The sequence below is a fragment of the Streptomyces sp. NPDC054872 genome, from assembly GCF_053610705.1.
On the sequence record NZ_JBSGYY010000006.1, the window covers coordinates 161,386 to 181,518 of the forward strand.

The 20,133-nt window shown below is 67.3% G+C and carries 22 protein-coding genes and 4 pseudogenes; 9 read left to right on the plus strand and 17 right to left on the minus strand.

The features are described 5' to 3' along the window. Positions 1-7 precede the first annotated feature (7 nt). Both ACWGIH_RS09660 and mhpA read left to right on the plus strand, forming a co-directional pair. Positions 8-1,144 carry a VOC family protein gene (locus ACWGIH_RS09660; protein WP_453446894.1) on the plus strand — a complete coding sequence of 379 codons (1,137 nt, stop codon included), beginning with the start codon at positions 8-10 and terminating at the stop codon, positions 1,142-1,144. Then, the gene (gene mhpA, locus ACWGIH_RS09665; protein WP_453446893.1) at positions 1,141-2,757 is read left to right on the plus strand and encodes a bifunctional 3-(3-hydroxy-phenyl)propionate/3-hydroxycinnamic acid hydroxylase MhpA; all 1,617 of its coding nucleotides are present in this window, start codon (positions 1,141-1,143) and stop codon (positions 2,755-2,757) included. The genes ACWGIH_RS09660 and mhpA overlap by 4 nt, the downstream gene beginning before the upstream one ends. Before the next feature lie 37 nt (positions 2,758-2,794). Here mhpA and ACWGIH_RS09670 read toward each other — a convergent pair whose 3' ends face one another. The 3 genes from ACWGIH_RS09670 to ACWGIH_RS09680 form a co-directional block, all read right to left on the minus strand. Continuing rightward, positions 2,795-4,255, minus strand: a complete 1,461-nt coding sequence (locus ACWGIH_RS09670; RefSeq protein WP_453446892.1) for an MFS transporter — start codon at positions 4,253-4,255, stop codon at positions 2,795-2,797. A 165-nt stretch (positions 4,256-4,420) separates the two neighbouring features. Beyond that, positions 4,421-4,645, minus strand: a complete 225-nt coding sequence (locus ACWGIH_RS09675) for a hypothetical protein (RefSeq protein WP_453446890.1) — start codon at positions 4,643-4,645, stop codon at positions 4,421-4,423. A 321-nt stretch (positions 4,646-4,966) separates the two neighbouring features. Further along, positions 4,967-5,284 (minus strand): DUF6221 family protein, encoded by a 318-nt coding sequence (locus ACWGIH_RS09680; protein ID WP_453446888.1) that lies wholly within the window; start codon positions 5,282-5,284, stop codon positions 4,967-4,969. A 45-nt stretch (positions 5,285-5,329) separates the two neighbouring features. Here ACWGIH_RS09680 and ACWGIH_RS09685 point away from each other — a divergent pair. Beyond that, positions 5,330-6,101 (plus strand): annotated as a pseudogene (locus tag ACWGIH_RS09685) (transposase). 105 nt (positions 6,102-6,206) lie between these two features. Here ACWGIH_RS09685 and ACWGIH_RS09690 read toward each other — a convergent pair. After that, a pseudogene (locus tag ACWGIH_RS09690) lies at positions 6,207-6,361 on the minus strand (IS5 family transposase); the annotation flags it as partial. A gap of 65 nt (positions 6,362-6,426) precedes the next feature. Between ACWGIH_RS09690 and ACWGIH_RS09695 the strand changes: the two are divergent. Next, the gene (locus ACWGIH_RS09695) at positions 6,427-6,852 is read left to right on the plus strand and encodes a hypothetical protein (protein ID WP_453446886.1); all 426 of its coding nucleotides are present in this window, start codon (positions 6,427-6,429) and stop codon (positions 6,850-6,852) included. Between the two features lie 139 nt (positions 6,853-6,991). Here the strand turns inward: ACWGIH_RS09695 and ACWGIH_RS09700 are convergent, their stop codons facing one another. The 8 genes from ACWGIH_RS09700 to ACWGIH_RS09735 all read right to left on the minus strand — a co-directional run bounded on the left by ACWGIH_RS09700 (position 6,992) and on the right by ACWGIH_RS09735 (position 11,977). Further along, positions 6,992-7,801 carry a leucine-rich repeat domain-containing protein gene (locus ACWGIH_RS09700; RefSeq protein WP_453446885.1) on the minus strand — a complete coding sequence of 270 codons (810 nt, stop codon included), beginning with the start codon at positions 7,799-7,801 and terminating at the stop codon, positions 6,992-6,994. 191 nt (positions 7,802-7,992) lie between these two features. Next, entirely contained in the window at positions 7,993-8,496 is a 504-nt protein-coding gene (locus tag ACWGIH_RS09705) for a hypothetical protein (protein ID WP_453446884.1), read from the minus strand. A 320-nt stretch (positions 8,497-8,816) separates the two neighbouring features. Further along, positions 8,817-9,044 (minus strand): helix-turn-helix domain-containing protein, encoded by a 228-nt coding sequence (locus ACWGIH_RS09710; protein WP_453446882.1) that lies wholly within the window; start codon positions 9,042-9,044, stop codon positions 8,817-8,819. Continuing rightward, a complete protein-coding gene (locus ACWGIH_RS09715; RefSeq protein WP_453446880.1) occupies positions 9,044-9,667 on the minus strand; it encodes a DUF2975 domain-containing protein in 624 nt (207 codons plus the stop codon). The genes ACWGIH_RS09710 and ACWGIH_RS09715 overlap by 1 nt, the downstream gene beginning before the upstream one ends. Before the next feature lie 378 nt (positions 9,668-10,045). Further along, positions 10,046-10,423 carry a GNAT family N-acetyltransferase gene (locus ACWGIH_RS09720; RefSeq protein WP_453446879.1) on the minus strand — a complete coding sequence of 126 codons (378 nt, stop codon included), beginning with the start codon at positions 10,421-10,423 and terminating at the stop codon, positions 10,046-10,048. 169 nt (positions 10,424-10,592) lie between these two features. After that, positions 10,593-10,754, minus strand: a complete 162-nt coding sequence (locus ACWGIH_RS09725; protein ID WP_453446877.1) for a hypothetical protein — start codon at positions 10,752-10,754, stop codon at positions 10,593-10,595. Beyond that, positions 10,751-11,128: a VOC family protein gene (locus tag ACWGIH_RS09730; protein ID WP_453446875.1), complete on the minus strand. Its 378-nt coding sequence runs from the start codon at positions 11,126-11,128 to the stop codon at positions 10,751-10,753. The genes ACWGIH_RS09725 and ACWGIH_RS09730 overlap by 4 nt, the downstream gene beginning before the upstream one ends. Positions 11,129-11,488: 360 nt before the next feature. Beyond that, entirely contained in the window at positions 11,489-11,977 is a 489-nt protein-coding gene (locus ACWGIH_RS09735) for a hypothetical protein (RefSeq protein ID WP_453446874.1), read from the minus strand. A gap of 151 nt (positions 11,978-12,128) precedes the next feature. Here ACWGIH_RS09735 and ACWGIH_RS09740 point away from each other — a divergent pair. After that, positions 12,129-12,278, plus strand: a pseudogene (locus tag ACWGIH_RS09740) (IS5/IS1182 family transposase); the annotation flags it as partial. 517 nt (positions 12,279-12,795) lie between these two features. Here ACWGIH_RS09740 and ACWGIH_RS09745 read toward each other — a convergent pair. Beyond that, positions 12,796-13,344 (minus strand): DUF4262 domain-containing protein, encoded by a 549-nt coding sequence (locus tag ACWGIH_RS09745; protein WP_453446872.1) that lies wholly within the window; start codon positions 13,342-13,344, stop codon positions 12,796-12,798. A 294-nt stretch (positions 13,345-13,638) separates the two neighbouring features. Further along, positions 13,639-13,836: a hypothetical protein gene (locus ACWGIH_RS09750; protein ID WP_453446870.1), complete on the minus strand. Its 198-nt coding sequence runs from the start codon at positions 13,834-13,836 to the stop codon at positions 13,639-13,641. A gap of 494 nt (positions 13,837-14,330) precedes the next feature. Here ACWGIH_RS09750 and ACWGIH_RS09755 point away from each other — a divergent pair, with 494 nt between their 5' ends. Then, positions 14,331-14,894: a hypothetical protein gene (locus ACWGIH_RS09755; protein ID WP_453446869.1), complete on the plus strand. Its 564-nt coding sequence runs from the start codon at positions 14,331-14,333 to the stop codon at positions 14,892-14,894. A gap of 331 nt (positions 14,895-15,225) precedes the next feature. Here ACWGIH_RS09755 and ACWGIH_RS09760 read toward each other — a convergent pair whose 3' ends face one another. Continuing rightward, complete coding sequence (locus ACWGIH_RS09760) at positions 15,226-16,476, minus strand: SGNH/GDSL hydrolase family protein (RefSeq protein WP_453446867.1); 1,251 nt, start codon at positions 16,474-16,476, stop codon at positions 15,226-15,228. Between the two features lie 577 nt (positions 16,477-17,053). Further along, complete coding sequence (locus tag ACWGIH_RS09765) at positions 17,054-17,560, minus strand: carboxymuconolactone decarboxylase family protein (protein WP_453446940.1); 507 nt, start codon at positions 17,558-17,560, stop codon at positions 17,054-17,056. Between the two features lie 304 nt (positions 17,561-17,864). On the opposite strand from ACWGIH_RS09765, the gene ACWGIH_RS09770 reads away from it, so the two are divergent. From ACWGIH_RS09770 to ACWGIH_RS09780, 3 genes and pseudogenes are all read left to right on the plus strand, one after another. Continuing rightward, positions 17,865-18,086 carry a hypothetical protein gene (locus tag ACWGIH_RS09770; protein WP_453446865.1) on the plus strand — a complete coding sequence of 74 codons (222 nt, stop codon included), beginning with the start codon at positions 17,865-17,867 and terminating at the stop codon, positions 18,084-18,086. After that, entirely contained in the window at positions 18,047-18,274 is a 228-nt protein-coding gene (locus tag ACWGIH_RS09775) for an IS110 family transposase (RefSeq protein ID WP_453510303.1), read from the plus strand. The genes ACWGIH_RS09770 and ACWGIH_RS09775 overlap by 40 nt, the downstream gene beginning before the upstream one ends. Positions 18,275-18,482: 208 nt before the next feature. Continuing rightward, positions 18,483-18,753, plus strand: a pseudogene (locus tag ACWGIH_RS09780) (IS630 family transposase); the annotation flags it as partial. Positions 18,754-19,118: 365 nt separating this feature from the next. Here the strand turns inward: ACWGIH_RS09780 and ACWGIH_RS09785 are convergent. Further along, complete coding sequence (locus ACWGIH_RS09785) at positions 19,119-19,850, minus strand: DUF7873 family protein (protein ID WP_006376607.1); 732 nt, start codon at positions 19,848-19,850, stop codon at positions 19,119-19,121. Positions 19,851-20,133: the final 283 nt, after the last annotated feature.

The following is a 20,133-nucleotide window of genomic DNA, read 5'->3' on the forward strand; positions in this document are numbered from 1 at the left end:
GCCACCCATGACCCCCGCCACCCACACCACGCCAGACCCGCACCGCGGCCTGCACAGCGCGGACGGGGCACGGCGCGACGAACAGGCCGGACGGGACCCGCAGCCCGTCATCAAGGCCGTCGACCTGGCCTGGCTGGAGTTCGTCAAACCCGACCTGGAGCGCGCGGAAACCTTCGCCCGGGACTTCGGCTTCACTGTTGCCGCCCGCACTCCCCACGCCCTCTACCTGCGTGCCACTCTGGCCGGACCCCACTGCCTGGTCATCCGCAAAGGCGCCGCCTCCCGCTTCTTGGGTCCGGCATTCCTCGCCACCGACCACTCCGACCTCGGCCGCCTCGCCGCAGCCACAGGGCGGCGCATCCACCCTCTGCACGAGTACGGCGGTGGCCACGTGGTGGATCTCCTGGACCCCTCCGGCCTGCCCGTCCGGGTCGTCCACGGCGTCACCGAACTCCCCGCCCTGCCCGCTCAGCAGCCGCTGCTGCTCAATACCGGCGGGAACCACACCCGGATCAACGCGACCCAGCGCCCGCCCCTGGAGCCGGCCCGCATCGAGCGCCTGGGCCACGTCGTGCTCTCCACCCGCGTCTTCAGACGCGCCCTGGACTGGTACCTGCACCATCTCGGCCTGATCGTCAGCGACTTCCTCTACCTCGACGGACAACGCGATCGCGGCCCCACCATGGCGTTCCTCCGCTGCGACCGCGGCGCCCAGCCGGCCGACCACCACACCCTGGCCATGCACCTGGGCCCCGACACCGGCTACGTCCACTCCGCCTACCAGGTCGCAGACCTGGACGCCCTCGCCGCCGGCGGCACCTACCTCGCCCAGCACGGCTACCGCCGCTCCTGGGGTATCGGCCGCCACGTCCAGGGCAGTCAGATCTTCGACTACTGGCGCGACCCCGACCGCTTCCTCGTCGAGCACTTCACTGACGGTGACCTCTTCGACCACACCCTCGAACCCGGCTGGGCGGCCATGTCCGCCTCAGGGCTCGCCCAATGGGGACCGCCCGCCACCCGGGACTTCCTCGGTGCCACCCCCTCACCCGCACTCCTGCGCACCGTGCTCACCGCCCTGCGCGAGGACAACGAACTCGACCCGTCCCGTCTGTCCGCCCTGATGAAAGCCATGAACTCATGACCCCCCTCCCCGGTGAACGCACCTCGACAGATCCGGTCGCCGTCATCGGGGCAGGCCCCGTGGGGCTGGTCACGGCCCTCCTGCTGGCGCGACACGGCGTGCCCTGCGAGGTGTTCGAGCGGCACCCGGCCCCCTACCTTCTGCCCCGCGCCGTCCACATGGACGACGAGGTCATGCGCATCCTCCAGGCCGTCGGGGCGGCCGACATCTTCGCCACCCGCAGCCGGCCCGCTCTCGGCATGCAGCTCGTGGACTCCCGCCACCGAGTCCTGGCCCGGTTCCTGCGCGACGAGCCCGTGGGCGCCAACGGCTTCCCCCAGGCCAACATGTTCGACCAGCCCGAACTCGAACACATCCTGCGCGACCTGCTCAAGCAACAGCCCCTGGCCCGCCTGCACCAGAACACCGAGGCCCTGGGGCTCACCCTCCCGCCCACCGGCACCAGTTTGCCCGCGTCGCTGCGTGTCAAAGACCTCCATACCGGCGCCGAACGCACCGTGCACCCGGCCGCTGTTCTCGGGTGCGACGGCGCCACGAGCCTGACCCGCCAGGCCATCGGCGCCCACCACCAAGTCCTGGGCAAACCCCAGAACTGGTTCGTGGTCGACGTTCGTTGTCCCACCCCGCTCCCGGCCTGGGAGGGCGTACACCAGGTGTGCGACCCCGCGCGCCCCGCCACCTACATGCGCATCGGCGAGGACCGATACCGCTGGGAATTCCGCCTCACCGACCATGACGCCGAGGCGGCCATGACCGACCGCTCCCGCGCCCTGCGCCTCCTCACGCCATGGACCGGCTCCGTCCCCGAGCACCATCTCGAAGTGGTCCGCATCGCCCGCTACACCTTCCGCGCGCAGGTCGCCGACCGTTGGCGCCAAGGCCGTGTCTTCCTTCTCGGCGACGCCGCCCACCTCACCCCGCCTTTCATCGGCCAAGGGCTCGGCGCCGGATTGCGCGACGCCCACAACCTCGCCTGGAAACTCGCCAGAGTCCTCAAAGGGCACAGCTGCGAAGCACTCCTGGACACCTACGAGAGCGAACGCCGCCCTCACGCGGTCCACCTGGTCCGCACCGCCGTCCTCATCGGCGAGGCCATGACCAGCGGGCGCCCCGCCGCCCGGATCGCACGCCGGGCAGGCCTCGCGATCGGGCGGCACACCAATCTGTTGACCCGAGTCGCGCTGACCACCCTCAGCCCCTCCCTGCGGGGAGGAGCACTCACCAGTCGGCCGCCCATCCCCACTCGAGGCCCACACCCGGGCGAACTGGGCCCCCAGCCCCCGCTCCGCACCCCCGACGGACGCCCCGCACGCCTTGATGACCTGCTCGGCGATAGCTTCGCGCTCCTCGCCTGCCGCCCCCTCACGCCCAGCGAAGACCGGCTCGCTGGGGCCCTGCCCGCCCGGATCCTCACCGTGCTCCCGCCCGGCACCCAACCCCCCTGCGCCGAGAACACCTCTGGCGTCATCGACACCACGGGCGCCCTGCGCACGTGGCTCCGCGGCGGAACGGCCCTGCTCCGGCCGGACCGGGTCGTGCTCGCCGCTCAACACGGCAAGAAGGGCACGCTCGTGGAGTCGGCCCAAACGTGGGCCCAAAACCTGACCGTATGACGTCGATACGACCGGAGAGGTCGGCTGGCCTCAGGCTTCAGTCGGTGGAGGGGGCTTGGCGCGGGGCACGGAAGAGACATCCGACAGCGGCGACCACGACGACGGTGGTGACGGCGATCAGAGAAGCGGACAGCCCGTTCATAAAGGCGTCCCTGACGCTGTGGGCCAGGGCCGGGCCCTGAGGGCCCATGCGTTCGGCGACGTGAAGGCCGGCCGCGGCGGATTGGCGTACGGATTCGGCGGCGTCAGGTGGGAGCTGGCTGAGGGACTGAGGCAGGGCGTCACGGTAGTGCGTGCCGTAGACCGAACCCATCAGGGCGATACCGACGGCGGAGCCGACCTCGCGGGTGGTGTCGTTCATCGCGGAGGCGACGCCTTGCTGGTTGCGGCTGAGCGAACCGGTGATGGCGGCGGTGCCGACGGAGCCGGCCAGGCCGATTCCGAAGCCGCACAGGATGAGCCCGCCGAGGAATGGCAGGTAGCCGGAGTCTGCGGTGAGGCGGGAAATCGCGAACAGTCCGGCACCCAGGAGGAGGAGGCCCGCGGTCATGACGGCTTTCATGCCGATGCGGGCGACGAAGCGGGGGGTTGCCTGGGAGGTGGGCAGGACGACCACGACGACGGGTACGAGGGCGACGGCGGCTTTGAGGGGGCTGTAGCCGAGGATGAGCTGGAGGTATTGCAGACCGACGAAGAAGAACCCGAAGACGGCCATGAACTGCACGAGGACGGTGATGGCTCCGGAGCGGAAGCCGCGGTTGCCGAAGAGGTGCGGGTCCAGGAGGGGATGGTCGTTGCGCAGTCCGAGGACGGCGTAGGCGGCGAACGCGACGACGGTGACGGCGATGGCCGCGAGGACGATTGGTTCGCTCCAGCCGCGTTCGTTGCCTTCGATGATTGCGAAGACGAGGGCGCCGATGGCGACGGCCGTGCAGAGTGCGCCGGAGATGTCAGGGCGGGCGGGGTGGCTGTCCCTGGTGTTGGGGGCGAGCCACAGGGCGGTTGCCGCGGCGACGAGCGCGGTGATGGCGCTGGTGATGAAGATGGAGCGCCAGGAGAACTGTTCCATGAGGGCACCGGCGGCGAGCATACCGATGATGGCGCCCGCTGCCGCGAACCCGGACCAGGTGGCGACGCCCTTGGTGCGCTGGGCGGGCGGGAAGGCGGCGGTGATGGTGGACAGTGTGCCGGGCATGATCATGGCCGCGCCGACGCCCATGACGATCCGCCACACGATGAGGGTGGTGGTGGATTGGGCGAAGGATGCGGCCAGGGCGGCGGCGCCGAAGACGATGTTGCCGGCGATGAGGACGTTGCGGCGGCCGATGCGGTCGCCGATGGCGCCCAGGGGCAGGACGAGGGCGGCCAGGGCGACGGTGTAGGCGTCGGCGATCCAGGTCAGCGAGGTGTTGGAGGCGTCCAGGTCCAGGGCGAGGTCGGGCAGCGCCAGGTTGAGGGCGGAGACCGAGGCGACCACCAGGACGAGAGAGAGGCACATGGCGAACAACACGCCACGGTGCCCGCCACGTCCGGTGGCGACTTCGGTCTCGGTGGGGCTGGAGGTGGGGGGGGACAGTGCCGCTCATAGGCGGGACGCCTTCGTTCTTCTCGTGAGTGGCCGCTCGGTGGGGTGCGGTGCCAGTGGGGTGTCGGGCGCGTGACGTCAGGCGTCAGTATCGCGGGCGGCGATCAGATGGAGGGCGATATCGGTGGGCGTGTCTTCCTGGCCTCCGATCTTCAACATGCAGTACTTGACAGAGAATCCGCTGGATGGGGCAGCAACCGGCGCTTGGACGTAACTCTCGTCGCACCGGGTGTAGTCGCCGAGTTCAGTGGAGACACCGCTGTCGACCAGGGGCGTTGGCGCCACCCCGTCCGGGTCCTCCATATTCGGGCGAAGTTACATCCGATGCAGGTACCGAAGTTCGGAGAATCGGACGGATCTACCGCATGAGGTCCGCCTTAGGCAATTGCGGCAGTTAGGGACCTGTAGCTGGTCAGGTCGCCCGTAGCCCAGACCTTGATGCGGCGGTTCATCGGGACACGATTTTCTGCCCCCGTCCCCACCTGGCGAACTGTCGCGCTGCAGCCACCACATGGAAGCCCAGACGATCACCGCTTAAGGGCTGTCCCGTAAACGATCTTCAGAGGGGCAGGCGCGGTCCAGCACGCGGCCTTGCTAGGTCCTCTGCTCGTGTACTGCCCCGCTTCAGCCCCGTGCGGGAAAGTCAGGATGGTCGGCGTAAGGCGAGGCAAGGTCACGTAGGTCGTGGCACGGCCAGGGGTCGCGGGCGTGACGGGCCAGGATGCGCCGCTTGGCCTCGACCTCGCGCAGGACGCGGGCCGGGTCGTGCAGTGCGACATGCAGAGCAATCGTGGGGTGGAATCCGGAGAGGTCAATCTGGCAGAAGTCGACCGTGTGTCCGTGGGCAGACCATTCCCCGCATCCGTCACCGTCGCAGCGTCGTGCCAAGTCGGCCTCCTCATCGAGCCGCGCCTCGAGAAACTTCACCAGCTTTTCAGTCATAGGAGCATTCTCGACGTTGTGTCGGCACCATGAAACGATCTTGTGGTGTCTGGTGTGATCACGGCGTCGGAGTCGTCCTGGATAACCCCGTTCACGGGGCTGAGCCCGCGTGCCTTCGGCAAGTTGGTGGCTGAACTGCGCCGCGAGGGTGCGGATCCGGTGCGCAAGGGCCGCCCGTGGTCCCTTCCGCTGGAAGACCGGGTGCTGCTTGTCGCGGCGTACTCGCACACGAACCTCACCTTGCGCCAGCTTGCCCCGCTCTTCGGGATCTCGAAGTCCGCGGCCGACCGCATCATCGATGACCTCGGCCCGTCGCTCGCGCTGCAGCCCCGCCGGCGATTCCGCAAGGACACCGTGCTCATCGTGGACCGCACCCTGGTGCCCACCCGCGACCAGACCATCGCCGAGCAGTCCAAGAACTACCACCGGTACTCCACCAACCACCAGGTCGTCATCGACGCTGATACGCGACTCGTCGTGCTGGTCGGCCGGCCACTGCCCGGCAACCGCAACGACTGCAAGGCGTGGGAAGAGTCCGGCGCGAAAGCCGCCGTCGGCAAGACAATGACGATCGCCGACGGCGGCTACCCGGGCACCGGGCTCGTCATCCCCCACCGGCGCCGCAAAGGCGAAGAGCTGCCCGACTGGAAACAGGCCCACAACAAGTCCCACAAACAGGTCCGCGCCCGCGTCGAGCACGTCTTCGCCCGCATGAAGACCTGGAAGATCCTCCGCGACTGCCGCCTCAAGGGCGACGGCGTCCACCACGCCATGCTCGGAATCGTTCCGACTGCACAACCTCAACCTCACCGGATAGACGAGCAGTCGGGTTGGTCACCGACCACATCCACACGACTCAGAGATCATTTACGGGACAGGTCTTACTGAGCGTTTCTCCCTGTGGGGTGTGTTTGATACCGGGTCAGGTTCCGCGCCAGTTGAGGGTGGCTTCGCCGGTGAGGCGGCGGGCCATGAGGTCGATCATCGCGAGTGGACCGTGGCTTCGGACCGGTGTGGGTGGGTTTCGTAGTCGCGGGCGAGTCGGCGGTGGTGCATGAGCCACCCGATGCTCCGCTCGGCCGCCAGCACCTCACGAGAACGGCCAGGTCGGGGTGGCAGGTTAACGACAACCATCGTGCTAGATGGCACCCGTTGGACCACACCACCAGGAGGAACCAGTGGCATACCCGCAACCGCTCACCCCCGAGGAGAAACTCGCCGACGCGAAGAAGCGGCTGAGCCTCCCACGTATCGTCGTGATCTGCGGCTCCACCCGTTTCATGAGCGAGATGACCGAGGCCGATCTGCGGGAAACCAAAGCCGGCAAGATCGTCGTCAAACCGGGCTGCGACATGCAGTCGCCACACGCACTTTGGTCCGATCCTGTCGAGGCCGAGGCGCTGAAGGCTCGACTCGACGATCTGCACCGCGCGAAGATCCGGCTCGCTGATGAGGTGCTCGTAGTCGGCGACTACATCGGAGACAGCACCCGAGCAGAGATCGCCTACGCCCGGGCGCTGGGCAAACCCGTGCGGTTCACGCACCCCGAGGTCGACCCCGGCGCCTGACCGCCCACCCCCATACGCTCCGCAGGCTCCCCTTGGAGTTGATCGTCTAGGGCTCATGACCTTCTGGCTGCTCAGGCATCACAGTGCCGGAGAGTACGCGCAGCCGTGCGCCACTGCGTCGGTGCGCAGATGGACGAGATCAGTCCCAGTCGGACGGTGGCCGCTGGACCCTGCCGCCTGTATGCGGCAGCTGCACGTGGTCCTCGGCGCCGGAGGGAAGGGCCGAAACGCAAGCTGCCGAGCAGGCATTGGCCAAGAGAGGCAGGACATCGGTGGCCACCCGCAGCGAGATCCACATTTGGTGGAGCCCACCCTGCTCGATCGGCCGGTCGCAGACACTGCATCCGCGGATGGCGGTAGTGCCCCAGCGCCGGGCATCGAGCTGTGTCAGGTCGAGATCAGCGACTGAGTTCTGCCAGGGCTGGAGCCGGGGGAAGGGAGGACGGACCCTGTAGTTCCCGAAGAGCGCGCGGGTGCTCACCGTGCTCCGGGCCAGCTTTGAGCATCTGGTGATCTCGTAGGGGAACCAGTGCAGCCGGTGCGAGGTATAGGGGGTGAACTCCTCCAGGCTGCTCATTGCACCAATCTCGGGCGGTATTCGGACCAGGTTGCTGCCGTAGAGCACAAAGCGCTTGACCGACGTCAGTCTGGCGATGCTCGGCGGCAGGGTGATGACCTGGCGACGCTCCCCGGCACTGAGTTCGACTAGAGGTCGGAACTCCTCCCGCCCATCTTCCGCCGCCTCTGCGACCAACTCCAGCAGACGTCGCCAGCCAGCGGTCAAAGTGTCCTGGCGCTCGGCGTGGAAACCGACACGGGCTCGCGGATGCGGCTTGGCCTGGTCGAAGCACACACACTCATCTCGATAGGAGGCGCGTCCTACCGATGCCGGGTCCGGTGTGTCGCCCCACCGGTTCACAAAGAGTCTCGGCTCCCCCTCATCCACCATGTGGCCAAGATACGGATTGTCATCTGTCCGTCCCAGTGCTTAACGGCCAGTGGAACCCGCTTTCCACTCCGCCTCCAAGGTGGGCAGAAGAACGGATCCGTCGTCCTGTCAGACCGCGTTCGAGATCTGGCCAGGTTGTGTCGATGCGCTCGCTGTGCTCACTGTGGGCCGATTCCTCGGCAGGTCGCCAATCAGCTGAAGCCAAGTTCGGTGAAGGCGCAACCCCCGCGTTCGGCATAGGGCAATGCCTGCCGGGATACGAGCCTCGGGGCCTGCCGAAAGTACTGATTGAACCCCGAGGCCCGGAACTTCACATCAAACGCGCGGCCTTCGATATGCCAGAGCGGGCAGTGTGCAAAGTTCGGACGGGCATCGTTCGTCACCAGCCGGTGCACCCTGTCGACCTCCAAGTCCACAGCGAAACCTTTGAAGTCGAGATCGCCCTCAAGGTCGAAGACATCTTCGAAGACGAGCGTCGCCGGAGAGACCCAGAACGAAAAGTGTGTTGCGGGCGGAACTGGGTGGACCCAGCGGACGATGTAGTCGAGGTCAAGGAGAAGACGCGGCAGGATGTCGTTGGTCGGCTGGATGGACAAGCCGTGGATGGTGGCGTCATGCCACCCCATGCCTTCGAAATCTGCGTCGCTCCAGGTGCTCTTGGAGAGACCTGAATCCTCGTGGCTGCCGTTGCCCATGTCCGAATCCAACCAGACACCTAGACGGGAGCAGTCACAGACCAGGCTTCGACGAGAGTGGACAGGCTCCTGGGCGTGTGGCCGGCCGGCCACGAGTGAGTCGACGGACCATGATGCCGATCATCGCCCAGCGGATCATGATCTCGGACCGGGCCGGATGGCCTGCCTCAATGGCCTCAATCGCACCGTCAACACTGCCAGTCTTATTCAGCGCAACTGCGAGGTTCTGCATCAACAACTGCTGCCTGATGGCCCTCGCCGGCCTGCCGGCTCGCGGAGGCCTCCAAAAACGCTTCCTGCACGCATCGTTGGCGGCGTGCTCAGCGGGGGCGGTGGCTGAGTAGGTCGCCGGGCTGGCAGCCAAGGACTTCACACAGACGGGTCAGGGTGGTGAATCGCATGGCCCGCGCCCTGCCGTTCTTGAGGATGGAGAGGTTCGCATGGGTGACGCCGACTCGGTCAGCGAGTTCGGTCAGTGTCATTCCGCGCTCTTCGAGCAGCCGGTCGAGGTGGACCTCGATGGCGTGCTCGTCCTTCTCCTCAGGCATCAGACTGTTCCATCGAGGTCTTCACGCATGCGGATGCCGATGCGCATGATCCGGGCGAAGGAGAGGATGCCGAGGCCGGTGAGGATCGCCATGTAGGGGATGTCCCAGAGCAGCAGTCCGGACCAGGCGTTGGAGCTCCAGTTGCCGGCACTCAGTGAGGCGACCAGTGCCCGCTCGGCGACGGAAGTGAGGATCGCGGCGAGCACGCTGCCGGCCAGCATCCACCAGCCCAATCCGCGCAGCCGCCCCGCGGTTCGTGTGGTGTAGAGGCCGTCGCGTTCCGCACCTTTGATCAGCCGCAGGACGAGCAGCAGTGCTCCGCCAGTGAAGGCGAAGGGTGCCAGCTTGGATTGAATGTTGAGCAGGCTCTGCATCGCGCTGGGTGCGTCCTTCGTGCAGTATTGCGGGTGAGCGTCCAGGACGAGCGCGGCCCCGGGCGCGGCCTTGATGTCCGCATCCGGACCGCCATTTCCCGTGCTGGTTTCTGTGGTCGTATCCGTGACGCACACGGACTGCTCACCGACACCGAGGACGGACACATTGTCGGTGAAGAGCAGGCCGAACAGTCCCCCGATCATGAGTACCGCCACCAGCGTCACGATCGACTTGACCGCTATCGACATCGGCCCCAGCGGACTACGCGTTGTCGCCATCACAGATCCCCCACGTCAGCTCTATATCGTTTATCGATGCTATCGAGAAACGATATAGCTGGAGTGGTGAGTTGACAAATTCCTGGTCATCGGGCTTCTACCAACCGTTCGACCCCAGCTCTACGGGCTCGCCGGCCACTGCGCTCAACCGGCCAGCCGGCGTTCGGGACCGTGCTCTCGCCGGGCGCCCTGATCGGGCCCGGCACAGTGGTCTACCCCCGTAACCACATCGGCGGCTTCCTGCCCGCCGGCTCCCTAGCCCGGTGACAGCCGTGACCCTTCGCATCCACCAGCGTGAGCAGGGAAGTCCGAAGCGTTGCGGGGTGTGGTCCTGCAACTGCCGCAGAACTACCGGCCGTCGGCACTACACGTCGAGCAGGACATCGACAGGCGGGGGCGGGGCAGGGACTCCAAACAAGGGCCGACACTCCTCAACGCCATCGACCGTAATGGGCTGCTGAGACGAGCGAAGCCAGCCGGGGGGGTGAGGACGTCGTCGTGCGCCTCGACAAGGCGCTGGTCCACAGCGAGGAGACGTACACCGTTGGGTTCGTAGCCGAACTTCTGGGAGACGCGGCGGGACGCGGCGCTGTCCGCGAAGGTGGTGGACATGGCTCGCTGGGCCCCAGGGCAGTCGAAGGCCAAGTGCAGTGCGGCGGCGCGCATCTGTGCGCCGAAGCCTCGCCCCTGATACCGCTGGCCGAGCTGAAGTCCGCTCCGCGTCACGGGTGAGGGCGAAGGCTCTGGCGGAGAGGTTCTGCTGGCCGATCACCTGCCCGTTATGGAAGACCGCGAGCAGGAGGCGCCAGTTGTCTTCGCGCCAGTCGCCGCGGGCCCACCAGTAGTTCTGCACCACATTGCGGGCGGTCTCCTAGGGGGTACCGGAGGCCCACGGCTAGGAGAAGTACGCGGCCCCGGCTGGGACGACGCCGTCGGCCGCCACCTGTGCGAGTTCGTCGAGCTGGCCATCATCGGGGGCGCGCAGGACAAGGTCGGTGGCGGTGAGGGTGAGTTGGGCGAGCGGCCAGTGGCGCACCGGATGCCTCCAGAAGGTCATGATCCGTCAATTCCGATCACATTTCCGAAGGGATCGGTCAGTTGGGCAATCCGTCTCGTCCGTCCACTAGGGCCCTCGACAAAGTCGAGGGGGCCACGGTGGTGAGCGCATCCTGCGTCGAGCAGACGTTGGCGTACGGCGTCGACGTCGTCGACGGACCAGTACGGAACCGGACTGCCACCACGGCGGTTGTTCTCCTCGTCCAGCGGGTGGAAGCCGAACTCGACGCCGGCGACGTCGAGCCACGCGTACACGGCGCCGTTCTTGTCATTGACCTCGATGTGGGCCTCGGTGTCGAGGACGCCGCTCCACCAGCGGGCGGACTTCTCGGGGTTTTCGCTGAAGATCATGATGGCTCGGATGCCGTTGAACACGTGGTGCTCCTTGGGTCATTGGTCGGCGCCGTGGCGGGACGCGAGGCCGGTGGCATCGGCGAACGCTCGCAGGGCCTGTCTGAGGCCAGCATCCCTCCATAGGGCGCCGAGGGTGACGACGGTACGTCTGGCGAACCCAGCGCGGGGACAGCCCGCGTCCGTCGGTGGTGGCGAGATAAGTGAGGGTGATCAGGTCGGGCATCCCAGTGAGGTCGGGGCGCAAAGACTCGGCATTGATGAGAGCAAGGCGACCGTCGGGCCACAGGACCGGGCTCAGCCAGGAGAACGGGGCTACCCAGGAAAGCCACGACGCCATGATCACACCAGCCACGGCAAGACCGCATCACCCGCCGTCCCGCCTCACGAAGGTGCCGGGGAATCCCCGGCCGCGCGTCGCTGTCCAGGCCACAGGTCGTCATACGACGCGTCCATGAACTGCACCTGCGGCCCTCGCAGCGCCGACACATCGGCTACCTCACCTCGGGCTGCCTCAGCGAGACGTGCTGCGTAGCGATACGTAGCGCCCCGCAGCCGCTCGCTTCTGGCCGCCAGGTCGATCTCCGCCTGCGCAAGCCACAGGTCATCGACGAGCTGGTCGAGCACGGGATCCGCTACAGTCTCGCCGTTGGGCGCAGGCGTGAACGCGCCCCTCTCCACCTGCGACGCAATGCTCAGGAACTTCAGGATCACGTTCTTCAACTCCGCACGATGCGCGGTCGACTCTTGTATCTCAAGCTGCCGGGCGCTCGCTCGCGACACCAGGTACTGACCAAACAGTGACCCGCCCGCGCCAAGCGCAACGCCTGCCAGAGACAACAGCGCCGGCCCCAAGGTTCCCCAAGATCCCATGACCAAAGTCTCTCAACTCACTGCCAGAGAGCGACGGGCTCCCCACGGGCCACACACGCCGGGGCAGTTACAGGACGGCCCTCAAAGGTGTTGCACAGGGCTGCGAGCTGGACATCGCCATTGTACGGATGGGTTGTTGAGAGCTGAACGGATGTGGGTGGAGACGTTCACCGGGCTGTGGGTGACGCAGTTTGCTCGCCTGCTCAAAGCAGTGCGGGAGCGCGGTGGCAACGGCACAATGCAGGGGCGGCCGCGGAGCCTGCCGCTGGCGGTACGGGTGCTGCTGGTCTCGGTGCACTACTGCCTGATGCAGTCCGCGAATCCCATCCCGCACACGGCGCTCGCCTCCGACGGCCGTCTCACCCCTGACTACTACATCCGCACCGAGGGCCTCGGCCCGTACGTTACCTGCCTGTTGGCCGGGTGCATAAGCGTCTTCGGCACCAAGGCCGCCATCGCCTCCGACCTCGACCAATGCGGCGAGCACCTGCGCGATGGCCAGGGCGCCGTCGAGAACGGCGCCCCGCTCCGGGGCGAAGTGGTCGTCCAGGCCGGGGCCCGGATCGAGGCGGGCGCCCAGGTAATCGGTCCGGTCCTGATCTGCACCGGCGCCGTCGTGGCGGCCAGCGCGCTGGTCCGCGACCACAGCGTGATCGGCCGCCGAATCGGGTTCGGCGCGGAGAACACCCGCAGCCTGCTGACCGGGCCACCGTTCACCTCGCGATGAACGACCGCCGCCTCACCGCCGAAGCCGCCCCCTCTCGGATATCCGTCAAAGCGAATCAGGCCTAGTTGCTTTATCGCTGGCAGGCACGGGGTCAGAGTTCGGTCGGCCAAACTCCAACAGGGTGCTCACTCGGGGGCAGCCACAACTGAGGCTGGGACCCCCGATGCCTCACCTCAGCCTGTTCGTCCCAGTGAAAGCGGCCATCCGCGTCAGCCCACGCAACTTGCAGCACAGGGAACGGAGGCCGCCGGTAGAACCCGATGGCCTGTCCGAAGAAGGTCCGGTACCAGCGCAGATCAACCTGCCTGAGCGCGACCTGGTTACCCTCGGCAACGTCAGGATGTCTCTGACCGGCGGCCAGTACAGCGCCCGCGCCGGAGGTCTCTCCGAGCCTGTTGAGTATGCGGTGCATGACGTGGATTTCGAGTCCGAATGTGGCCAGCTCAGGTGCGCTGTGAGTGTGCGCGAGGCCGATCGTGTAGGCGAATCCAGGACCGATGTCGTCCTCGGGAACCATCACGACGTGCCATCCGTGCTGCTGCACGTTCTCGATGATCGTCAGATCCATGCGGTCCGCTTCGTCTCGGCCGCCGTAGTTATGACAGAGGACGCAGCGGCACTGGAACGGATCAGCAGTCATATGCGGAGGCTACGAGGTGCGTGTCTGAGCTGAACAGCCGGGCTCGCGAGCTTCCCCACGCAGACCTCCAGCTGCACAACCCGTATTCAGGATTCAGGCTCAAGACCCAACGGCTGCTGGTTCTCCCAGGGTCCGGACCGGCGGAAGCGGCGGATGCGGACGTCGACACCGGACTCCTCCCGGGACGGTGTCAGGGGCTGTGCATGCCTGGTGTCCGGCCGGATGCGGACACCCGCAAAGGGGGCCCGCGCCTGGCGGACCCCCTTTGCGGGTGGTGCTCGAACTGTGTGCCGGTCAGTCCAGGACCATGTCGCCGAACGACGCCACATTGGTCGAGTGGTGAACGACATTGAGGTCGCTGGTGGGTCCGTCGTCGGTCGGCTGGTGGGCGCCGGCTGAGTCGGCGGGTTGCGCCGACGCCGCCGTGGCGCCGCCCATGAGGGCGAGTGACGCAATCAGAACTGCCGCAACGGTACGGGGCAGAGCAGACATAGTGAGAACACCTTTCGTAAGGAACGGTCTCCGTCAACCTCTCTGCGCTGCCGCGCAGCCGCCATTCCAAGGGGGCCAAGCGGAGCACCCGCCCGCGCCCGTGCGTCATTCTCCACGGCCGGATACTTCGGTTTCACAGCACGGGGTGGCCCCTCCAGCCCAGCCCCGACCTGTAAGCCACCGCCCTCCCGGTGCCCGCAAGACCTCCTGCCGCAGCCCCGGCTGACCCCCTCCCCCGGGTTCGGACCGTCACCGCCCAACCCCGTTGCCGGCCAGTTCAACATTGCCGACTCCCAGGGAGAGGACACCGCAGTTCCTGGACAGCGCCAAGTAGCTGGCACCGGGGACACCCGCGGCAGACTCCGTCAGCAGCCCGCCCACGACTCGTGCGTCACAGGCCCCACCGCCGTCCCGGGCCCTCGCCTGCCCCGCAAGCCCCTCGCACGGGCACTCCCCCATCAGCGCCGACACCCACACCCGATAGCGTTCTGCGCATGACAACGGACACAACGCCCGGGCCACCGACACCGATATGCCCGCGCTGTGGCGGAGCCGAGGTACGCACGGTCGAACAGGCACAGTCCGGCAAGGGCGCCCTGGCCAAGAACCTCGGCACCCGCCTGGCAAAGGGCCCGGAGACGAGCGGCGGCGGCGACGGCTGTATGCACTTCGCCGAGGGGCTCGTCCTGAGCCTCATGTTCGGCGGCGGCCTCGCCTACACGGGCGTCGAGAAGGACAACCAGCTGTACACGATAGGCGGCGTAGTCCTCGGGCTGGTCATCCTCGCCGTCACCATCGCGGTGGTGCGCGACGACGGCCGGGACAAGGACGCCGAGACGTCCGGCGAGATGCTGGCCAACGAATACTGGCTGCCGGCCCACTACTGCTACGGCTGCGAGGGCGTCTTCTGCCCCGACGGCACCCCCTGGCAGGGCGTACTCACCACCGAACAGTTCAAAAAACTCGTCTGGCGCCAGGGCCGCTACGACCGCCAACTGCAGCCCGGCGACAAAGCCAAAGACGCGGAAATCCCACCAGGAACCCTGATCGAAGGCTAGTTGCTCTTGCAACGTCTCACCTCAGCGCGCTGCAACCTCTCATCAGGTGACGCTCTTGGGTCTCACTCCATGTCCGCCCCGGCCACCGTTACCAGCCGCACGCGCTGCTCGGCCTCGCTGACGCCGCGCCGGGTCAGCGCGGCGGGCGGGGCTGCAGCAGCCGGGCACAGGCCTGTTGCCCGCTGTGCGCCGAGAGGGCGCAGACACCTCGACGGTGGCCCCGTCGTTGTCTGTGACATCACTGAAGGTGAGCGGCTCTGCCCGGGTGACTGTGAAACTGGATCCGGGGCGGCTGGCGCGCACCGGCCGGACGCCGGGGCAGGCGCCAACGTCACTGCCCCAGGGCGGTCAGGTCGATGGCGTTGGCCATGGTTTCGTAGCCGGCAGGGCTGGGATGGATGTGGTCGCCCATGTGCAAGCCGTCCGGGATGCGGCCGGTGGCGGCAGGATCCAGAGCGCGCTCGAAGTCGGCGACCGCGTCGTACTCGCCGCCGGTACGGATCCACTGATTGACCTGGCCGCGGATCTTCTCGCCCCCGGCCGTCCAGCCCGCCGCATCCCGGTACGGGGTGAGTGTGCCTCCGATGATCCTGACGCCGGAGGAGCGTGCGGCGCGGATCAGCTTCCGGTGGCCTTCGATCAGTCGCTGCGCGGTGATCGGTAGGCCGGCAGGGTCGGCGCCAACGGCTTGGGACATCGGCTGCTCGCTCATCTGGATGTCGTTGATGCCGATCAGGACGATCACTGTGGCCACGCGGGGCTGACCCAGCACGTCCCGTGCGAACCGGGTGAGCCCGGCGTCACCCGCGCAGGCCGAGTCAGTGAGCAGTTGGTTGGAGCCGAGGCCGGCGTTCAGCACCGGGCTCGGGCGGTGGGCGGCGAGCAGGCGCCCGGCCAGGGCGTCGGGATAGCGGTCGTCCCCGTTGATGGTGGCGCCGAACCCGTCGGTGATGGAGTCGCCGAATGCGACGATCGCCCCGGGCTGCGGGTTTCCGCCCGAGGTCTCTACGCCTTCGAGGTAGTACCAGGATCCGAAACCCGGCTCGACTCTGTCGGTGTACGCGGTGGCGGCCGGGTCGCGGTGATGGTCGCCGATGGCGCGGTAGGTGGTGGTCATCGACACTTGGTGGTAGCTAGCGGGGCCGGTGGCGTCCTCGAAGTACAAGGTGATGGTGAGCTGTTCGCGTGGTGTGGTGGGCAGGGTGAGCGGGTCGCTGACGACGCTGCTGCGTGGGGGGATGGTGGTGGAGGGCGAGCCGGCGAAGCGCAGGGTGCGGATGCTGCCCGGTTGCACAGCTGCGCCCGCAGTGGTGCGGCCGATGCTGGCTCCGGTTAGGTGCAGGGGTGTGGCGCCATAGGCGTTGGACAGGCGGATCCGCAACCGGGTGCCGCCGGTGTTCACCCGCACGACCTGCCGCAGCGACTGGTCGGAAAAGCCCTGCTCGGCCCAGGTGTCGAACCACGGAGCCTGGGAGGGCCGCATGATCGCCGCCGTCCATGCGCCGTGCCAGACAGTGCGGGTGTCAGCCGTGGATACCGGCGCGGTCGCGGGCAGCGGAGTGTGGATGTTGAGCGAGGTCATAGTCGAACTTCCTTGGTTGCTGGTTGCGTACGGGGTGGTGAGTGGATCGACATCTGGCAGAAGCGGACTCGGCGGCTGTGAGACAGGACGGTGGTGATCAAACCGGTGGACCGGTCGAGACCGGGCGGTGCACGTGCCGGTGTGAGAGCCTTCGGTGCTTGCCAGGGGCCGCGAGGCGTTCACCGTCGCCCGGGGGGGCGGTGATGCGGACAGGAGGTAGTGCGGCCACCAGAGTCGGGCAAACGATCCGCCGTGTGTGCCGGGGTACGGTTTGCCAGGCTCCGGGCCAGAGGGGTCTGAGCCTGGCCGGGGGGCACAGGTCGCCTGAGGTGTGGTGCGCGATGTCAGCCCCTGTGCCGACGTCGTCGCCCGGTGTGGAGCCGGGCAGTGCGGTGAGCAAGCCACCGTCGGTCGACTGAAGATGACCACGCCGGTCGGGCGGCGATGCGCACCAGTGCGGTCGCCGCCCCCGTCTCCGGCCCACGCTGGGCACGAGCGGTGGGGCGAAGTGCCGGGGCGGACGCCTGGCAACAGCGTCCGCCTCGGCAATAAGGCGGGGGCGGCTGTTTGTGCGCGGCTACTCGCCTGTACTGGCGCGCCACTGCTCGCTCGGCGACACGCCGGGCAGCGGTTTGCCAATCAGCGCAAGCGGGATGAAGAAGTTGACCTGCCCGATCGCCATCGCCAGTGTGGCCAGCGCCGTGGCGTCGTAGTGCTCGGCAGCCCGCGCATACAGTGCGTCGGGCACACGCTCCCCCGGCCGGCCGGGCGTGAGCACGGCCTCCACCAGCTCCAGCGCCACGCGCTCGGCAGCGGTGAAATAGGGGGCGTCCGGCCAGGAGACCACGGCGGTGATCTTCTCTTCCGGTACTCCGGCGCGGCGCAGGTTACCGGTGTGCAGCACCGTCAGATATGTGTTCTCCACCAGCTGTCCGGCGCGCAGGTGCACCAGGCCAATGGTACTGGGCGCCACCGCCCCGTTCTTGACGATCTTGAAAAGGGCGGCGCTGACGTCGCCGAGTTCGGGCACCAGACGCTGGGGGTCGGAAAACCGGGAAGTGTGGGTCTCGAGATTGTGCGCCATCGTGTTCACGGGCAGTGTTCCTTCCGGGATGCGGGCCGTTCACACCCGCTCGATTAACTCGTTCACCGCCCTGACGACCCGCACCGGTCAAAGGTGACCGGCTGTGCGCACTATTTCCAAAATATCTGCGCCATCGGGGAGTTGCCCCTGTCCTTGATGTTCCAGGCGGGCTATCGCCGATCCCGACGGCACCGGATGGTCACTGATGGAAGCGTGTCCGCCGACAGGCAGGGCTGCATAACGTGGCTGCCGATCTCCGGTGCCCGGGCGGCCGCCGGTGACGACTCCGGGGAGGGAAAGCCCGGTGTCCAGCAACAACTTCACGTCGATCGACGTGTTCTGCGCCCTGGCCGTGGGCCAGTCCGCTCACCACGGCACCGCCCTGCTGCGTGATGGCCGTACGGCCTTCGACAAGTCGCTGCCCAACGGCGAACCCGAACTGGGGGAACTGTTCCTCCGCCTCAAGCGAAAGGGAAGGTCCTGGTGGTGGTCGGCAAGCCACCCTCCCTCGGCACCCTGGCGGTGACCGTCGCCCGCGCCAGTGGATGCGAAGTCGCCTATCTCCAGGGGCTTTCGATGCGCCGACTGGGCGACCTGCATCCCGGCACGGGCAAGAGCGACGCCCGCGACGCCTACGTCATCGCCGATGCCACCCGCAACCTGCCCCACCTGTTGCACTCCATTGAGGCCGACGAGAGCGTGCGGCCGAACTGACCATGGTCCTGGGCCACGACGACGTCCTCACCCGGAGCGCCACCTGCACCCGCACCTGCAACCGACTGCGTGGACTGCTCACTCCCATCCATCCGTCCTCGTGCCCGCCTCCGGCACCGGCAGCTCTGGCTCTGCTGCAGACCTTCGGCTCCCCGGCCCAACTGGCCCGGGCCAGCACCGAGCAGATCGCGCAGGTCACGCTCCAGGCGCCGAGCAGTCGCAGCTCGACCGCCTGCCGGCCACCTACCGGCGCACCCATGGAATCACCTACTTTCACGGCTGCTACTCCGTCGGCGACGACCAGATTGTGGGGGATCAACCGGCGCCGCAAAGGCATCGACCACACCTGGGCCGCCTTGAAGACGCTCCGGGCAGCCCGCCCGGACGGCGCCCCGATCTACGTGATCCTCGACAACCTCTCCACTCACCTGAACTGGAGAATCCCGGAACGTGACGGAGCCCGGGAGCATGTCCAGCTCCCGGGCTCCAGCTTGCCACCCATTTGCGCACACCGGCGGCGTTTTAAGAACCGCGGGTCATATTGAGATCGACGTGTTCTGCCTTTGAACTACAGCGCCACGAGAGAGGCGCCGAGGGGACTTGAACCCCCATCCGTCGATGTTCGCCCACGCTCGGTCGATCCGGTGTTCGGCGGCGAATACTGAGACTGGAGCGAGAATCTGAGTTTCACGGGGCCGCCTCTGCCAGGCTTGGGCCACCCCCGCACGTGGTGCGGGGGGAGGGATTCGAACCCCCAACTGACACCCCTTTATCAGCTTCAACGTCAGTTTCAGCTTGCGCTCATCGCGCACCCTCCGCTCGCGACGGAGGGCGTGTGTGGAGGCTACCGGAACAGGTAGCCGAATACCGCGTCGCCAACCCGCTGGTCGGTGACCTCGGTGTTGTTCGCCTCCTCGCGGGCGAACTTGACGGACTGCTGGAGCTTCTCGACGCGGTCGAGGAGCTCATTGACCCGCCGGGCGGGCAGCGCGCCGGAGAACTTCACCGTGGTCCAGTAACCGACCGGGACGTCCTCGTAGTACACCTCGACCTGCGCCGGGTGCTTCTCCGTGGCCTCGGCCTTCACGTGGTTGCGTGGAACCTTCTTCGTGCGGATGGTCCGCACCGGGTCCGTCTTCCACGAGTCCGTCGAGGGGTCCAGGTTCCAAGACTCGGAGGCGTCGAGCACCGGCAACTTGCGCACGAAGGTGTGCAGGTCGGTGAGTTGCTTCTCCAGGAACAACAGGTACGGGACAGGCACCTGGGGCAACAGCACCGTACCGTCGACCACCACGTCCGCGACCGCGGACCGGTTCGCCCAGTCCTTCGTCGCGGTCACGTCGAAGAGCCGCGTCAGCGTCCCGGCGGTGGCCCGCAGAGCATCCTCGGCCTTGATCTGCACCCGCGTGGACTCGGGCGGCAGCTGCTCGCCCTCCTCGTCCTTGGGCTGGTAGGTCCGGGAGATGCCGGCCAGCAGGGCGGGCTTCTGCACGTCCTGGTGAGCCTGGGTGAGCTCCTGGAGGGCCTTGGACTTGACGCCCTTTTCGACTGCGATGATCTGATTCAGCTTCGGCACATGGCAAACGTAACAACCCCGCGCCGCACGCACATCCGATTAAACGCCTGCCCCGTCTCGCCTGAGAGGGCGGGGCGGCGAGTGTGAGCCCGGACCGGGGCGCGAAGGTTACCAACCGTAAGGAGGCCGCCCGGCCGGCGGCCGTGCCGTGCATCGCAAGGCGGAGGGCCACGGCTCCTACCGCACGTACGTCGGTGGCCCGAATAACCCGTCGAGCGCCATGCCGGACGTCGCGACACGGTGAACCTTCCCGGTCACAGCACTAGCGATCGCCGTGTCTTTC

Bases quoted from the DNA above. Each gene is read 5' to 3' on its own strand.
- ACWGIH_RS09660 (WP_453446894.1), top strand. From the start codon at position 8: ATGACCCCCGCCACCCACACCACGCCAGACCCGCACCGCGGCCTGCAC.
- mhpA (WP_453446893.1), top strand. From the start codon at position 1,141: ATGACCCCCCTCCCCGGTGAACGCACCTCGACAGATCCGGTCGCCGTC.
- ACWGIH_RS09670 (WP_453446892.1), bottom strand. From the start codon at position 4,255: ATGTGCCTCTCTCTCGTCCTGGTGGTCGCCTCGGTCTCCGCCCTCAAC.
- ACWGIH_RS09675 (WP_453446890.1), bottom strand. From the start codon at position 4,645: ATGGAGGACCCGGACGGGGTGGCGCCAACGCCCCTGGTCGACAGCGGT.
- ACWGIH_RS09680 (WP_453446888.1), bottom strand. From the start codon at position 5,284: ATGACTGAAAAGCTGGTGAAGTTTCTCGAGGCGCGGCTCGATGAGGAG.
- ACWGIH_RS09695 (WP_453446886.1), top strand. From the start codon at position 6,427: ATGGCACCCGTTGGACCACACCACCAGGAGGAACCAGTGGCATACCCG.
- ACWGIH_RS09700 (WP_453446885.1), bottom strand. From the start codon at position 7,801: ATGGTGGATGAGGGGGAGCCGAGACTCTTTGTGAACCGGTGGGGCGAC.
- ACWGIH_RS09705 (WP_453446884.1), bottom strand. From the start codon at position 8,496: ATGGGCAACGGCAGCCACGAGGATTCAGGTCTCTCCAAGAGCACCTGG.
- ACWGIH_RS09710 (WP_453446882.1), bottom strand. From the start codon at position 9,044: ATGCCTGAGGAGAAGGACGAGCACGCCATCGAGGTCCACCTCGACCGG.
- ACWGIH_RS09715 (WP_453446880.1), bottom strand. From the start codon at position 9,667: ATGTCGATAGCGGTCAAGTCGATCGTGACGCTGGTGGCGGTACTCATG.
- ACWGIH_RS09725 (WP_453446877.1), bottom strand. From the start codon at position 10,754: ATGACCTTCTGGAGGCATCCGGTGCGCCACTGGCCGCTCGCCCAACTC.
- ACWGIH_RS09735 (WP_453446874.1), bottom strand. From the start codon at position 11,977: ATGGGATCTTGGGGAACCTTGGGGCCGGCGCTGTTGTCTCTGGCAGGC.
- ACWGIH_RS09745 (WP_453446872.1), bottom strand. From the start codon at position 13,344: ATGACTGCTGATCCGTTCCAGTGCCGCTGCGTCCTCTGTCATAACTAC.
- ACWGIH_RS09750 (WP_453446870.1), bottom strand. From the start codon at position 13,836: ATGTCTGCTCTGCCCCGTACCGTTGCGGCAGTTCTGATTGCGTCACTC.
- ACWGIH_RS09755 (WP_453446869.1), top strand. From the start codon at position 14,331: ATGACAACGGACACAACGCCCGGGCCACCGACACCGATATGCCCGCGC.
- ACWGIH_RS09760 (WP_453446867.1), bottom strand. From the start codon at position 16,476: ATGACCTCGCTCAACATCCACACTCCGCTGCCCGCGACCGCGCCGGTA.
- ACWGIH_RS09765 (WP_453446940.1), bottom strand. From the start codon at position 17,560: ATGGCGCACAATCTCGAGACCCACACTTCCCGGTTTTCCGACCCCCAG.